Source organism: Bradyrhizobium sp. UFLA05-125 (assembly GCF_059803515.1).
Genome location: NZ_JBANBJ010000071.1, coordinates 32,517 through 44,759 on the forward strand (window position 1 = coordinate 32,517; position 12,243 = coordinate 44,759).

Here is a 12,243-nt window from a genome sequence, read left to right on the forward strand (position 1 = left end):
TCGACGCGACTTCCCGTGCCATCGACGCCGCGATCAGCGTGCGAGGCAGGCCCTCGCCTTATTGCCAGCCACGGATCGGGCGTCAAGACGACCTGTCAGGCGACCCGCCTGCGAATTGCCGCTTCTAGTGGTTCGGTTGGGGCACGTTGCGGCCGATCACTCCGGCTGGACGTGCCCTTTGCTGAGCCAGTCCGGCAGCGCGGCTTGTTTGGGCTCAGGGCTGAAATCCGGCCGTCGTTCACCGGAAGCCGTGGTCCCGTCGACCTCGTCCGTCGGACCCGTGCCCCAAAGCCGAACACGATCGCGACCGACGATGGCCTCGAACAGCAACACGCCGCCCCCCTTGATGCATTCGAGCAGAATGATCATCCAGATTAGCGGCGGAATCAGCTTGCTGAGGGTCAGCTGGCCGATGGGCGTGTCGAGGACTGCGGAGCTTGGTCCGAAGGCGTGGAAGACGGCCAGTATGATAAGCAGCGTCATCGCTGCCTTTGCTGCCTTCCTGCCCCGCTCCAGAACCGAATATTGCGTCATGGATCTCCCCACCGAGCATGGGACGCGGGCGCACCGGAAATGGTTCAACCGCTCGGACCGCAAGTCAGCAAGGCGGATTTGCCTAACCGCCGTTAACCGGATTTGCGCCGATCGATTTACGCGGGCGCAAGCGCTCAAAACCTACACTGCGCCTGTCACCTCAAACACGTTGCTTTGCCATGGCCAATACCGTCTGGACGATCGAAGAATTCTCCTGCCCGAGCTGCAGCATGAACTACACCGCGACGAGGGAAGAGCACGAGACCAGGCACGCCGGCAGTTTCAAGTGCAGCGTCTGCAACGCAGTGGTCCACACCTGGTCCGGAAATCATCATTACTTCGGCTGGGAGGCCATCAAGGCGAAACCGCCGGTGTTCGGCCGGCGGTGGGCCGGCGTGCGCTGGTAGGCATACCCGGTAGACGCGTCTTCGCCGGACTTGGGTTCTCACTCAGCCGATCCGGGAACCTTGCGGGGTCGAGCGGCTTGTCAGGTTGCAATGAGCACCATGGCAAACCTACTCGCGCGCAAGCAGGAGCTGTTAGAGCGACTCCAGGGCGCCCCCGGCCCGCATGAGCGCGATCAAATCGAACGCCTCATCGAGCAGGTCGATACCGCGCTCAATCTGCTCGAGGACAGCGGCCAGGACCATAGCGACCAAGACCGCAGCGACGGGCCCTGACGGTCCTCTGCCGCGTTGCGGATCTGTTCCCGCGGAACGAAATCCCCACGCGACCCGTTGAGAGGACGGGCTGACCCTAGAAGCCTAGCAAGGGGCCACGTCGATGCCGATCGATCCTGACCGACGCAAGCGCCACAGCGAATTCTCGATGGACGATTTCTTCCTGTTCGTCCTGTCGAGCAGCTTGTGCCTGCTGGTCGTCGCAATCAGCCTCCTGATCCGGATGCCGCCCGGCTCGTGACGGTAGCGCCAATTCGTGCGGCGCCGTTTGCACTCCGTTCACCCCTAAGCCGTTAGATCGGGGGCCGTTTGCCCCTCCGCCGTAGGCTGCCATGCCGGATCTCAACGCCGTCCTCGCCAAGCTCAACGACCGTCTGCTCAGGCTCGAGGGCGAGTTGTTCGTGCTGCGCTCGCTGGCGCGGGCAACGCTGACGGCTGGTGACGATCACGCGGCGCGCATGCGAAAGCTGATCGAAGCGGCCAAAATCGCGCTCGATGACGAGGCGCTGCGGCCACTCGACAAGCCGACACGGAAATATGTCGAGGCGGCGAGCGCGATGGTCGATGAGCTTCTGGTCGAACCGACCAAGGCACGGCCGCTGTTCACGGTCATCGACGGCGGCAAGGCCGACTAAGCGGTCCTTCGGTCAGGCCACGGCGGGATTAAGCGCCTTCAGCCGGCTCAGGCCGGCCTCTATGATCGCGATCTCCTCATCGACTTGGCCAATGGGCAGGCTGAAATCGTAGCCGGAGCGGCTCTTCAGATCGATCGCCAACCGCTGGCGGTGCATCATCAGTGTGTCGAGGCCACGGCGGTTCTTCAGCCTGACATAGGTGTCGACGATCTGCTCAATCGCGCTCGGCATCCGGTGATTCCAGGAAGGAATAGGCCGCGCCGGATTTGCATACCGGCGGGCCAACTCTTGTGTCGCGGTACGCAATACAAATCCGCGACAGATTCGTCGATACGCCAGGCCGGTTGAGAACCCGTTACGACCCTGCTGGTCCGGCGCTCTTTTGCGCGACGTCGCGCTCAGGACGGTCGCCGCAGTGCGCGACATAGCGATGACGCGGACATGAAAAGGCCGCTGGCAATATCGCCAGCGGCCGGCCGGGTTCGAAAACGGATGCGGGATGAAATGTCTGCCAGCCCCGGGGAAGGCAATCCTAAGAGCAGGCTGGCCGGTCGTTCTGCCCGAAACCGAACACAGGAACCTGGAAATCCCCGGATCATTGCACCTCGACGCAGAAATAAGTCCGCGGCAGCTTGCGATAGGCTGAATACCGATAATAGGGCCGGTACGCGTAACCACGCCGGAGCGCCGGCGGCTCCTCGCCGTAATAGGCGCCGTGATAGAAATTATAGACCGGCCCGAGATCGCAGCGATATTCGCTCCACGCCGGTCCGATGCGGGGCGCCACGCCCGTCTCCGGCGGGATTGCCGGCCAAAGCTCGCCCGCCCCCACAGGCGGCGCGAGCGCGGCAGCAGCGACAACGACGATAATGCATGCATTTCGCATTCAGCAACTCCAAGAGGGCCTTGAAGAGGGCCTTGCGCATGGAAGCACGCGCGCAGCCGGCGGCGCAACGGCGGAGATGCCGGGACGTGGCGACCTCGGACGCGAGCGCGACCAAAGCGCGACGAGGTCACTTTTCCTGAGCGTGCATCAGGAACGAACCGACCAGGCCAATCAGACCCAAGGCCAGCAGCACATATTGAAGCACGGCCAGTTCCTGGCTCGGCGCCTCGGTCGCGCTGGTGATTTCATAGATGAGCACGGCTGACGCAATTCCGCTCATCAGCATCACTCTCGGCCATTTCGACACGGCGATCCCCCATTCGCGTTGCACGCCCGTTGGACGCGATGACCCGACAGCCGGTTCGACAGGCTTGCGTCCCGCGCATTGTTGATAACCGGCGCAAAGGGCTCGCGGGGGGTGACAGGGCCTTATGGCGTGTTATCCGGGGGTGACGAAAGCTCGAGACGGAACCGAGACCCCATGCGCATCACCTTGATCGGCTCCCGCCATTTTGGCGTGATCACCCTGAACATGCTTCGGGAGCACAGCGTGGACATCGCGCGGGTCGTGGTCGCCGATGGCGAGGACCGCCTCGCCACGACCGCCCGCTCGGCGGGCATCGAGGTGGTGGTCCAGGCCAATCCGAAGCTGGTGGCCGCCTCCGAGATTGCGCCCAACACCGACCTGATCATCACCGCACACAGCCATGCCCGCGTCTCCAAGGAGGCGCTCGCCGTCTCGAGGCTTGGCGGCATCGGCTACCACCCGTCCCTGCTGCCGCGTCACCGCGGCAAGGCCGCCGTGGAGTGGACCATCAAGGAGGGCGACGCGATCGCCGGCGGCACGATCTACCACCTCGCCGATCGCATGGACGCCGGCGCGGTCGCCGCCCAGGACTGGTGCTTCGTCAAGAAGGGCGAGACGGCGCGCGATCTTTGGGAGCGCGCGCTGGCCCCGCTCGGCCTGAAGCTGCTTGCGGAAGTCATCGACTACATCAAGGTCCACAAGACGCTGCCGGCAAAGCCGCAAGACGAACAGTTCGCGACCGCCGCGCCGAGCCTGTCCTAGACGCGTCCCAAAGATTCATCCTTAACGTTGCGGATTCGGCCAATTCCGTGCCAAAACGGGCCGAAAATGGGCAAATAAACCATTGTTTCCACAGGAACAATTTTCACTTTGGCGATGCAGCAAATTTCTGTCACATTTCCCCCGAATAAGCGTCAGCATCTCAGACATAGGCAGGACAGAAATTCATGCGTTTTGATCGCATTGCGTTGATTCTTACGGCCGCGATTGCCACCGGTTCGCTCGCAGCGCCCGCGTTCGCCCAAAATCCCTATGACGGCAACTGGCAAGTCACCATCGTGACCAAGAGCGGCTCGTGCGAGCCGACCGCGAGCTCCATGCTGACGGTTTCCGACGGCCGCATCACGGCGCCGGGAGCTAACGTTTCCGGCACCATCGGCCGCGAGGGTCTTGTGAAAGTTTCGATCAATGGTGCATATGCCAACGGTCAACTCAGCGGCAACGCCGGATCGGGAAAGTGGAATGGAGCATCAGCAGGCATACCGTGCAGCGGGCGGTGGGAAGCATCGCGCCACTAAGCCAACCGAGGCTCGGGTTATGAACCGGCGGCTGCTCGTTGCGGCCGCCGTTTTGTTTGCGGCCGCAATCGCAAATTCGGAAAGCAAGGCACAGTCCGGCCCGTTCGCTGCCCTCGCCGGCACCTGGAGTGGCGGCGGCACCGTCATGCTCGACGACGGATCGACCGAACGCATCCGTTGCCGCGCCAAATACGCGCCCGCAGGTCCTGCGATGGAAATGTCGCTGACCTGCGCCAGCGACGCTTACAAGTTCAACCTCTCCGCCAATGTCCGCGCCGAAGGTAGTGCCATCACCGGCAGTTGGAGCGAGTCCAGCCGCAACATCAGCGGCGTGATTTCGGGCCGCGGCGGCGGCGCAAGCTTCGAGGTCGTCGCCCAGACTGCCGGCTTCAACGCCAGCATCGCCCTGCACACGAGCGGCACCAAGCAGACGGTCACGATGCGGGCCGACAGCCAGTTCCGCGGCGCCAACATCGCGCTCTCGCGCTAGCTTCGATCTGTTTTCGACAAGCGATCCGGCCATCCCGCCGGATCGTTTTTTTATGCCTTCGCCCTGCATCGCTGCGTCCGCAGATTTGGCCGTTGCAAACTCACGCCTGGTCGCCGATACCGGCCTGCCCTCTCACGTCCCTCTCCTGCGCCGATGAGCATCACCCCGTCCAAACCGATGGCCGCGCTGTGGATGGCCGGCTGGCTGTCGCTGACGCTGGTCATGGCGGTCGCCGGCCGCGAAGCGGCGCGGCAGATGAACGTCTTCCAATTGATGGAAGTGCGCTCGCTGATCGGTTTCGTCCTGCTCTATCCGATCATCTACCGCGCCGGCGGCTTTGCGACGCTCAGGACCGTTCGCCTGCCTCAGCACATCGTGCGCAACCTGATCCACTACGTCTCGCAGCTCGGCTGGTTCTTCGCCCTGACGGTGATCCCCATCGGCCAGGTAGTGGCGATCGAGTTCACCATGCCGATCTGGACCGCGATCCTGGCGGCAAGCTTCCTGTCAGAGCGCATGACGCCGTGGAAGATTGCCGCAATCGTGCTCGGGCTCGTCGGTGTGATCATCATCGTCCGGCCCGCCACGGGAGAGATCAATCCCGGCCAGCTAATCGCGCTCGGCGCCGCCATGGGTTTTGGCGTGTCGATGGTGCTGGTGAAGTCGCTGGCGCGCACCGAGAGCGCGCTGGCGATCCTGTTCTGGATGATCGTCGTCCAGGCGGTCGCGGGCTTCTTGCCGGCGCTCTATGTCTGGGCCTGGCCACCGACCTATCTCTGGGGCTGGGTGATGGTGGTCGCGATCTGCGGCACATTCGCGCATTACTGCCTCGCCAGCGCGATGCGCTATGCCGACGCCACCATCGTCGTGCCAATGGACTTCCTGCGAGTTCCACTGACCGCGACCGCCGGCTGGCTGCTTTATTCGGAACGGCTCGACGCCTGGACGGTTTTTGGCGCCGTGCTGATCTTGCTCGGCAATCTGCTGAACTTGAAACCGGCCGCGCCGGTTCCCGCCCGCGCGCGGTGAACCAATCCGGCGTCGCCTGCGACCAAGCGAAGTAGCAAAGCGTGATCTGGATCACGCTGAAGGGGCGACCTTTCGGGGGACATACTCGGCTATCGGCAAGGATTGGGCGCTGTGGGTGCTGACGCACGGCGTTTTCGTGTAAGTTCGTGCCCATTCGTTGCCGCTTCGAATTCGATTCTGTTGGGGGATTTCAGATGCGCTACGTCACCATCCTTCTTTCCCTGATCTGCATGGCGTTGTCCGTCAGCGCCGCGAAGGCCGACCGTCGTGTCGCCTTCGTGGTCGGCAACGGCGCCTACAAGAACGTCGCGCAGTTGCCCAATCCGCCGATCGACGCCAAGGCGATGGCGGCGACGCTGCGCAATGTCGGCTTCGAAGTGATCGAAGGGTCCAACCTCAGCCGCGACCAGATGACGGAAAAGCTGCTGGACTTCGGCCGCAAGGCGCAGGGTTCCGACATCGCCGTATTCTATTACGCCGGCCACGGCATTGCCGTCGGCGGCACCAACTACCTGCTGCCGGTCGATGCCGACATCAAGTCGGAGATGGACGTCAAGTTAGGGGCCGCCATCAACATCGATCTGACGCTCGACCAGACAATGGGTGACGCCAAGGTCAAGCTGGTGTTCCTCGACGCCTGCCGCGACAATCCCTTCGCCGCAAAGATCAAGTCGAACTCCGCCACCCGCAGCGTCAACGTGCAGAGCGGCCTTGCCGAGATGAAATCCGGTGAAGGCACGCTGATTGCGTTCGCCACCGGCCCCGGCCAGACCGCGCTCGACGGCCAGGAGGGCAACAACAGCCCGTTCACGCGCGCGCTGATCGACAACATCACCAAGCCCGGCATCGAGATCCAGCAGGCGATGACGTCGGTGCGCGCCCAGGTCAACGAAGAGACTCACAAGGGTCAGCTTCCCTGGGGCCACACCAACCTGATCGGCGCCGTCTATCTCAATCCGTCACAGCAGGGCCAGCAGGTGGCCAATGCAGCGCCGACTGCGACGGGCGCAGCGCCGGCCGCAGCGAGCAGCAATACCGATGCGGCCAATGTCGAACTCGAATATTGGCGCTCGGTGAAGGAATCCAACAAGCCGGAAGAGCTCAACGCCTATCTCTCCGCCTATCCGAACGGCCAGTTCAAGGCCCTGGCGCTGGCGCGGATCGCCGCGATCCAGAACGGTCCGTCGACCGCGACCCGTACACTGAACGCCGGCGTCGATCCTGCGACCTTCACCGAGGAAGCGAGCCAGCTCACCGAGGACCAGATCGGTCTCGACAAGGGGAGCCGTCGCGACGTGCAGCGCCGCCTCACCGGGCTCGGATTCGACACGAAGCTGACCGGCGTGTTCACCGACGAGACCCGCAGCGTGATCAAGCGCTGGCAGGCCGCGCGCGGCTATCCGGTCTCGGGCTACCTCAACAAGCTCCAGCACAAGGCGTTGCTCTCCGAGATCGTCGCCACGACCGCGCCGACCGCCAGTAGCGGCAACTCCAGCCAGCAGCCTCCTCGTCGCGCCCCCAGCAACACTGCCAGCGCGCCCGCGCCGGTCCAGCGCAGCGGCGGCGGCGACGCCGCTGGCGCCGCGTTCATCGGCGGTGTCATGGGCGGCATGATGGGCGGCATGTTGCGGCGATAAGACGCCAAGCCGCGGCATCAGTGCAGCGACAACAAAAAGCCCGGCTCGCGCCGGGCTTTCCCTTATCTCCCCTCATGGTGAGGAGGCGCGTCGGCGCCGTCTCGAACCATGCAGGCCCGCACTGCTGCACCTTGGCCTTCATCCTTCGAGACGTGCGTCCCGCGCTCCTCAGGATGAGGGGCGAGAGCTGACCAAGCTCAGAAATGCTACTTCCCCGCCGCCTTGCGCAGCGCCTCGTTGATGCGGTCCTGCCAGCCAGGACCGCCGGACTGGAAGTATTCCAGCACGTCCTGATCGATGCGTAAGCTGACCTGCTCCTTGATGCCGGGCGTCACGTTCTTCTTCAATGGGGCCTCGGCGACCTTGGTGGTCACCTTCTTGAACGCCGCTTCGGCCTCCGTCCTGGCATCGCCCAGTGTCCGCGGCCGCCTCGGTTGATCCGCCATGTCCTAGATTCCCTCAAACAGAACGGTCGAAAGATAGCGCTCCGAGAACGACGGCACCACCGCCAGGATGGTTTTTCCCGCAGCTTCTGGCCGCTTGCCGATCTGGAGCGCGGCAGCGATCGCGGCTCCCGCGGAGATGCCGCCGGGGATGCCCTCATGTCGCGCCAGCGCACGCGAGGTTTCGATCGCAGTCGTCGAGTTGACCTTCACGATCTCGTCGATCACCGAGCGATCGAGAATGTCGGGAATGAAGCCCGCGCCGATGCCCTGGATCTTGTGCGGGGTATGCTGACCGCCTGACAGCACCGGGCTCTCCTCCGGCTCGACGGCCACGACCTGCAAGGACGGCTTGCGGGGCTTGAGCACCTGGCCGACGCCCGTGATGGTCCCGCCGGTCCCGACACCGGCGACGAAGAAATCGATATTGCCGCCGGTATCGTTCCAGATCTCCTCGGCGGTCGTGCGGCGGTGCACCTCGGGATTGGCGAGGTTCTTGAACTGCTGCGGCATCACCGAATTCGGCGTCGTCTTCAACAGCTCCTCCGCGGTTGCGATCGCGCCCTTCATGCCCTGCGCCGCCGGCGTCAGCACGATTTCGGCGCCGAGGAAGGCCAGCATCTTGCGCCGCTCGATCGACATGGATTCCGGCATCACCAGCTTCAACCGATAGCCGCGCGAGGCCGCGACGAAGGCAAGCGCGATGCCGGTATTGCCGGACGTCGGCTCGATCAGCACCGTATCTGGCTTGATGATGCCCGCCTTTTCCATTGCGATGATCATGGCTGCGCCGATGCGGTCCTTCACGCTCGCGGCCGGATTGAAGTATTCAAGTTTTGCGAGAATGGTCGCATTCACCCCTTGCAGGCCCGGCAACCGGCGCAGACGCACGATCGGCGTGTCGCCGAAAGCGTCGACGATCGAGTCATAAACCCGGCCGCGGCCGGCTGCGTGCACTGCACTCGTGGTGGACGATGCGTCCATGATGAACTCCCTATGGCAATAATGTTCGCTTTATCAGCGATCTTGTTCAGTTAGAGGCAGCGTGCGACGACACGCAAGCAACAAAGAGATGCACCGCAAATCGCTGCACCGCAAAATCGCTCAAAGATTAAATATCAGAAAACCAACGCATTTGTGTTGCGACCTCGTCAACGAACTCTGCTTATGTTAGACTTACGTCCAACAGCAGGGAGGTCCCACGATGTCAGCAGTTGCTGAACTCCTGACGACCGTCGCGCGTAACCGCGATCCACGTTGCAGCGATTTGCCCACCTGTCCCGTCTGCGCCGACTCCATGGTCGCCGCCGAAGCCTCCGCCTATGTCTCAGACCACGTGATCAGCTATCTCTGGACTTGCGATACCTGTGGCTATGGCTTCGTGACCAAGCATTCGGTCAAACCGTACACTTGCAATTGATCTCTATTGTTCGAGCATGATCCCCGCGCAAGCGCTTTGCGTTTGTCGCGAGGGAAACCGCTATACACTTTGCGCCAACGCGGCCCTTCGGGTCCGGATCAAGCTCTAGCGTGGGGCGATGTCGCCCCGCGCCCAATCTTCCCGCGTACGCTGATAGAATTCTTCGAACTTGCCGTGTGCGATCGCCTCCCTGATGCCCTGCATCAGAAACTGGTAATAGGCGATATTGATATCCGACAGCAGCATGGCGCCGAGCGTCTCGCCTGACTTGACGAGATGGTGAAGATAGGCGCGCGCGTAGTTGCGCGCCGACGGCCATGCGCTTTCCTCGTCGAGCGGCCGCGGATCGTCGGCGTGGCGTGCATTGCGCAGGTTCACCTGGCCAAAGCGCGTGAAGGCGACGCCGTGGCGGCCATTGCGCGTCGGCATCACGCAATCGAACATGTCGATACCGCGCTTCACGGCTTCGAGAAGATCATCTGGCGTGCCGACGCCCATCAAATAGCGCGGCCGGTCGGACGGCAACGCCGGTGCCGTCTCGTCGATCATCGCCAGCATCACATCCTGCGGCTCGCCGACCGCGAGCCCGCCGATCGCGTAGCCGTGAAAGCCGATCTCGACCAATCCTTCCGCGCTCGCATGCCGCAGCGACGGAACGTCGCCGCCCTGCACGATGCCGAACAGCATGTAGCCTGCAGGCGCGCTCTCGAAGGCGCGCTTGCTCCGCTCCGCCCAGCGCAACGACAACCGCATCGCGCGCTCGATGTCGTCGCGCTCGGCCGGCAGCCGCACGCACTCGTCCATCTGCATGGCGATGTCGGAGCCGAGATAGCGCTGCACCTCAATCGAACGCTCGGGCGACAATTCGACCTTGGCGCCGTCGATATGCGACCGGAAGGTGACGGCCTTCTCGCTGACCTTGCGCAAATCCGACAGCGACATCACCTGAAAACCGCCGGAATCCGTCAGCATCGGGCCATTCCAGCCGGTGAACTTCTGCAGGCCGCCGAGCGCTGCGATGCGTTCCGCGCCCGGACGCAGCATCAAATGGTAGGTGTTGCCGAGCACGATGTCGGCGCCGGCCTCACGTACCTCGCGCCAATGCATGCCCTTCATGGCGCCCGCGGTGCCGACCGGCATGAAGGCGGGCGTGCGCACCACGCCATGGGGCGTGGCCAGGCGGCCGGTGCGCGCCGTGCCATCGGTTGCGAGCAGTTCGAAATGGTTGGGAAGACCATGATCGGGAAGATTCATGGCGCTGCTTATTGCGTGCCGGCGGGAGCCGATCAACCACCCAATGTGCAGGGCCCACGCCCCAGGTCCGACACAATAGCGCCCTGCCGCAGCCCCAGCCTTCCACTTGTTAAATAAAACGATACCGTATAGTTTTAGTAGCAGGGGCAGGATGGGAATGCCGCTGGCGACGACGCTGGCGGCGCGTGCGTGGTGGTGACAGACGGCGAATGCCTTCCCCTTCATTTTTGATCGGATCGATCCCGTTCGACGGCGGGATCGGCAGAACGGGCATGCGCCTGCTCCGCTCGGCCGCCCTGCTCTGCGGCCTGGCGCTGGCCGGGTGCACGACCCTGCCGCGGACGCCATATTCGGCAGCCGATGCGAGCAGCTCGCGCGTGCTGGATATCGACGGCCTGCGCCGCTACACCGACGAGCCCGTCAGCAAATTCCGCGTCGGCAAGGACGACACCGCAGCGACCACGACCTACCTGGCGCTATCCGGTGGCGGCGCCGACGGCGCCTATGGCGTCGGCGTGCTGAACGGCTGGACCTCGGCCGGCACGAGGCCGGTGTTCTCGGTCGTCTCGGGCGTCAGCACTGGTGGTCTCATCGCACCGTTCGCGTTCCTCGGACCACAATATGACGACACGCTCAGGGAGCTCTACACCAGCGGCATCGCGGAGAGCCTGCTGAACGATCCCAGCATCATGCGCGTGCTGTTCGGATCCGGCCTGTTCGGCAACACGCGGCTGCGCGAGCTGGTCGCCCGTTATGTCGGGCCGGAGATTTTGGCGCAGGTCGCGCGCGAGCACGCCAAGGGACGCAAGCTGCTCGTCGTGACCACCGACCTCGACACCCAGCGCACCGCCGTCTGGGACATGGGCAAGATCGCCGCGCTCGGCACGCCCGAGGCGCTCAAACTGTTTCGCGATGTGATGGCGGCGTCCGCCAGCATTCCCCTGGTGTTTCCGCCGATCCTGATCGAGGCCGAAGGCCAGGGCCGGCGCTTTCAGGAGATGCATGTCGACGGCGGCGTGACGGCGCCGGTCCTGACGCTGCCCGAAGACCTGCTGTTTCACGGGCGCCTGCCCGGCAACAGCCGGGTGAACATCTACATTCTCGTCAACAAGAAGATCGAGCGCACCTTCGAGCTCGTGCCCAACGGCACGATCGAGGTCGCCTCCCGCAGCCTGTCCTCGATCACGCAGTCGCAGACGCGCTCGGTGATCTTCTCGACCTACGATTTCGCGCGCCGCAATCACCTCGGCTTTCACCTGTCCTATATCGAGCGCGATTATCCGTCGCCGCCCTCGCAAGGGTTCGACACCGCCTATATGCGTGCGCTCTACCAGTATGGGTACGAGAAGGCGGCCGCCGGCCGCGCCTGGAGCTCGACACTTCCCTAAAGCATGATCCGGACCCGAAGGGCCGCGTTGGGCAAAGTGCGACGCGGTTTTCCGAAAAGATCATGCGCAAACAACAACCTAAAGCGCGATGGCGTTTCATCCTAGTTTCATCGCGCTTTAGAGCCGCACGGGTCAGCGGAACGGCGCCGTGCCGAGACGGTTGATGATGAGGCCGATTCGGCCAAATTCGCGGTGACGCCCCTCTTGCTGCGCGTTATAGAGCGATGACGATGATCACGATC

Annotated in this window: 18 protein-coding genes; 11 read left to right on the plus strand and 7 right to left on the minus strand. The window is 63.6% G+C overall.

The window, feature by feature from the left end; translation table 11 throughout:
* Window positions 1-156 precede the first annotated feature (156 nt).
* Window positions 157-534 carry a hypothetical protein gene (locus tag SO156_RS36960; RefSeq protein ID WP_498538219.1) on the minus strand — a complete coding sequence of 126 codons (378 nt, stop codon included), beginning with the start codon at window positions 532-534 and terminating at the stop codon, window positions 157-159.
* A 179-nt stretch (window positions 535-713) separates the two neighbouring features.
* On the opposite strand from SO156_RS36960, the gene SO156_RS36965 reads away from it, so the two are divergent.
* From SO156_RS36965 to SO156_RS36980, 4 genes are all read left to right on the plus strand, one after another.
* Window positions 714-941, plus strand: coding sequence for a hypothetical protein (locus tag SO156_RS36965; RefSeq protein ID WP_458145351.1), 228 nt, complete (start codon window positions 714-716; stop codon window positions 939-941).
* A gap of 99 nt (window positions 942-1,040) precedes the next feature.
* Window positions 1,041-1,214, plus strand: a complete 174-nt coding sequence (locus tag SO156_RS36970; RefSeq protein ID WP_498538220.1) for a hypothetical protein — start codon at window positions 1,041-1,043, stop codon at window positions 1,212-1,214.
* Window positions 1,215-1,317: 103 nt separating this feature from the next.
* Window positions 1,318-1,455, plus strand: coding sequence for a hypothetical protein (locus tag SO156_RS36975; RefSeq protein WP_458145353.1), 138 nt, complete (start codon window positions 1,318-1,320; stop codon window positions 1,453-1,455).
* A 91-nt stretch (window positions 1,456-1,546) separates the two neighbouring features.
* On the plus strand, window positions 1,547-1,849 hold the full coding sequence (locus SO156_RS36980; RefSeq protein ID WP_498538221.1) for a hypothetical protein: 303 nt from the start codon (window positions 1,547-1,549) through the stop codon (window positions 1,847-1,849).
* Between the two features lie 12 nt (window positions 1,850-1,861).
* Here the strand turns inward: SO156_RS36980 and SO156_RS36985 are convergent, their stop codons facing one another.
* From SO156_RS36985 to SO156_RS36995, 3 genes are all read right to left on the minus strand, one after another.
* Window positions 1,862-2,080 carry a hypothetical protein gene (locus SO156_RS36985; protein ID WP_458145355.1) on the minus strand — a complete coding sequence of 73 codons (219 nt, stop codon included), beginning with the start codon at window positions 2,078-2,080 and terminating at the stop codon, window positions 1,862-1,864.
* A gap of 364 nt (window positions 2,081-2,444) precedes the next feature.
* On the minus strand, window positions 2,445-2,735 hold the full coding sequence (locus tag SO156_RS36990) for a hypothetical protein (RefSeq protein ID WP_458145356.1): 291 nt from the start codon (window positions 2,733-2,735) through the stop codon (window positions 2,445-2,447).
* A 127-nt stretch (window positions 2,736-2,862) separates the two neighbouring features.
* Window positions 2,863-3,015, minus strand: a complete 153-nt coding sequence (locus SO156_RS36995; RefSeq protein WP_458145357.1) for a hypothetical protein — start codon at window positions 3,013-3,015, stop codon at window positions 2,863-2,865.
* A gap of 201 nt (window positions 3,016-3,216) precedes the next feature.
* On the opposite strand from SO156_RS36995, the gene SO156_RS37000 reads away from it, so the two are divergent.
* The 5 genes from SO156_RS37000 to SO156_RS37020 all read left to right on the plus strand — a co-directional run bounded on the left by SO156_RS37000 (window position 3,217) and on the right by SO156_RS37020 (window position 7,496).
* Complete coding sequence (locus tag SO156_RS37000) at window positions 3,217-3,804, plus strand: formyltransferase family protein (RefSeq protein ID WP_458145358.1); 588 nt, start codon at window positions 3,217-3,219, stop codon at window positions 3,802-3,804.
* A gap of 185 nt (window positions 3,805-3,989) precedes the next feature.
* A complete protein-coding gene (locus SO156_RS37005; protein WP_458145359.1) occupies window positions 3,990-4,340 on the plus strand; it encodes a hypothetical protein in 351 nt (116 codons plus the stop codon).
* Window positions 4,285-4,830, plus strand: a complete 546-nt coding sequence (locus tag SO156_RS37010) for a hypothetical protein (protein ID WP_458145360.1) — start codon at window positions 4,285-4,287, stop codon at window positions 4,828-4,830. The genes SO156_RS37005 and SO156_RS37010 overlap by 56 nt, the downstream gene beginning before the upstream one ends.
* Before the next feature lie 153 nt (window positions 4,831-4,983).
* Complete coding sequence (locus tag SO156_RS37015) at window positions 4,984-5,859, plus strand: DMT family transporter (RefSeq protein WP_498538222.1); 876 nt, start codon at window positions 4,984-4,986, stop codon at window positions 5,857-5,859.
* 194 nt (window positions 5,860-6,053) lie between these two features.
* On the plus strand, window positions 6,054-7,496 hold the full coding sequence (locus tag SO156_RS37020; protein WP_498538223.1) for a caspase family protein: 1,443 nt from the start codon (window positions 6,054-6,056) through the stop codon (window positions 7,494-7,496).
* A gap of 206 nt (window positions 7,497-7,702) precedes the next feature.
* On the opposite strand, the gene SO156_RS37025 is transcribed toward SO156_RS37020, so the two are convergent.
* Together SO156_RS37025 and cysK are read right to left on the minus strand one after the other, a co-directional pair.
* Window positions 7,703-7,942 (minus strand): BrnA antitoxin family protein, encoded by a 240-nt coding sequence (locus tag SO156_RS37025; RefSeq protein WP_498538224.1) that lies wholly within the window; start codon window positions 7,940-7,942, stop codon window positions 7,703-7,705.
* Between the two features lie 3 nt (window positions 7,943-7,945).
* The gene (gene cysK, locus SO156_RS37030; protein WP_458145364.1) at window positions 7,946-8,923 is read right to left on the minus strand and encodes a cysteine synthase A; all 978 of its coding nucleotides are present in this window, start codon (window positions 8,921-8,923) and stop codon (window positions 7,946-7,948) included.
* Between the two features lie 220 nt (window positions 8,924-9,143).
* Here cysK and SO156_RS37035 point away from each other — a divergent pair, with 220 nt between their 5' ends.
* Window positions 9,144-9,359 (plus strand): hypothetical protein, encoded by a 216-nt coding sequence (locus tag SO156_RS37035; protein ID WP_458145365.1) that lies wholly within the window; start codon window positions 9,144-9,146, stop codon window positions 9,357-9,359.
* A gap of 105 nt (window positions 9,360-9,464) precedes the next feature.
* On the opposite strand, the gene tgt is transcribed toward SO156_RS37035, so the two are convergent.
* Window positions 9,465-10,613, minus strand: a complete 1,149-nt coding sequence (tgt, locus tag SO156_RS37040) for a tRNA guanosine(34) transglycosylase Tgt (protein WP_498538225.1) — start codon at window positions 10,611-10,613, stop codon at window positions 9,465-9,467.
* Window positions 10,614-10,885: 272 nt separating this feature from the next.
* Between tgt and SO156_RS37045 the strand changes: the two genes are divergently transcribed.
* Window positions 10,886-12,001, plus strand: a complete 1,116-nt coding sequence (locus tag SO156_RS37045) for a patatin-like phospholipase family protein (protein WP_498538226.1) — start codon at window positions 10,886-10,888, stop codon at window positions 11,999-12,001.
* Window positions 12,002-12,243 lie beyond the last annotated feature (242 nt).

Excerpts from the sequence above, each read along its gene's own strand:
- SO156_RS36960 (WP_498538219.1), bottom strand. The coding sequence starts at position 534 with ATGACGCAATATTCGGTTCTGGAGCGGGGCAGGAAGGCAGCAAAGGCA.
- SO156_RS36965 (WP_458145351.1), top strand. The coding sequence starts at position 714 with ATGGCCAATACCGTCTGGACGATCGAAGAATTCTCCTGCCCGAGCTGC.
- SO156_RS36970 (WP_498538220.1), top strand. The coding sequence starts at position 1,041 with ATGGCAAACCTACTCGCGCGCAAGCAGGAGCTGTTAGAGCGACTCCAG.
- SO156_RS36975 (WP_458145353.1), top strand. The coding sequence starts at position 1,318 with ATGCCGATCGATCCTGACCGACGCAAGCGCCACAGCGAATTCTCGATG.
- SO156_RS36980 (WP_498538221.1), top strand. The coding sequence starts at position 1,547 with ATGCCGGATCTCAACGCCGTCCTCGCCAAGCTCAACGACCGTCTGCTC.
- SO156_RS36985 (WP_458145355.1), bottom strand. The coding sequence starts at position 2,080 with ATGCCGAGCGCGATTGAGCAGATCGTCGACACCTATGTCAGGCTGAAG.
- SO156_RS36990 (WP_458145356.1), bottom strand. The coding sequence starts at position 2,735 with ATGCGAAATGCATGCATTATCGTCGTTGTCGCTGCTGCCGCGCTCGCG.
- SO156_RS36995 (WP_458145357.1), bottom strand. The coding sequence starts at position 3,015 with ATGAGCGGAATTGCGTCAGCCGTGCTCATCTATGAAATCACCAGCGCG.
- SO156_RS37000 (WP_458145358.1), top strand. The coding sequence starts at position 3,217 with ATGCGCATCACCTTGATCGGCTCCCGCCATTTTGGCGTGATCACCCTG.
- SO156_RS37005 (WP_458145359.1), top strand. The coding sequence starts at position 3,990 with ATGCGTTTTGATCGCATTGCGTTGATTCTTACGGCCGCGATTGCCACC.
- SO156_RS37010 (WP_458145360.1), top strand. The coding sequence starts at position 4,285 with ATGGAGCATCAGCAGGCATACCGTGCAGCGGGCGGTGGGAAGCATCGC.
- SO156_RS37015 (WP_498538222.1), top strand. The coding sequence starts at position 4,984 with ATGAGCATCACCCCGTCCAAACCGATGGCCGCGCTGTGGATGGCCGGC.
- SO156_RS37020 (WP_498538223.1), top strand. The coding sequence starts at position 6,054 with ATGCGCTACGTCACCATCCTTCTTTCCCTGATCTGCATGGCGTTGTCC.
- SO156_RS37025 (WP_498538224.1), bottom strand. The coding sequence starts at position 7,942 with ATGGCGGATCAACCGAGGCGGCCGCGGACACTGGGCGATGCCAGGACG.
- cysK (WP_458145364.1), bottom strand. The coding sequence starts at position 8,923 with ATGGACGCATCGTCCACCACGAGTGCAGTGCACGCAGCCGGCCGCGGC.
- SO156_RS37035 (WP_458145365.1), top strand. The coding sequence starts at position 9,144 with ATGTCAGCAGTTGCTGAACTCCTGACGACCGTCGCGCGTAACCGCGAT.
- tgt (WP_498538225.1), bottom strand. The coding sequence starts at position 10,613 with ATGAATCTTCCCGATCATGGTCTTCCCAACCATTTCGAACTGCTCGCA.
- SO156_RS37045 (WP_498538226.1), top strand. The coding sequence starts at position 10,886 with ATGCGCCTGCTCCGCTCGGCCGCCCTGCTCTGCGGCCTGGCGCTGGCC.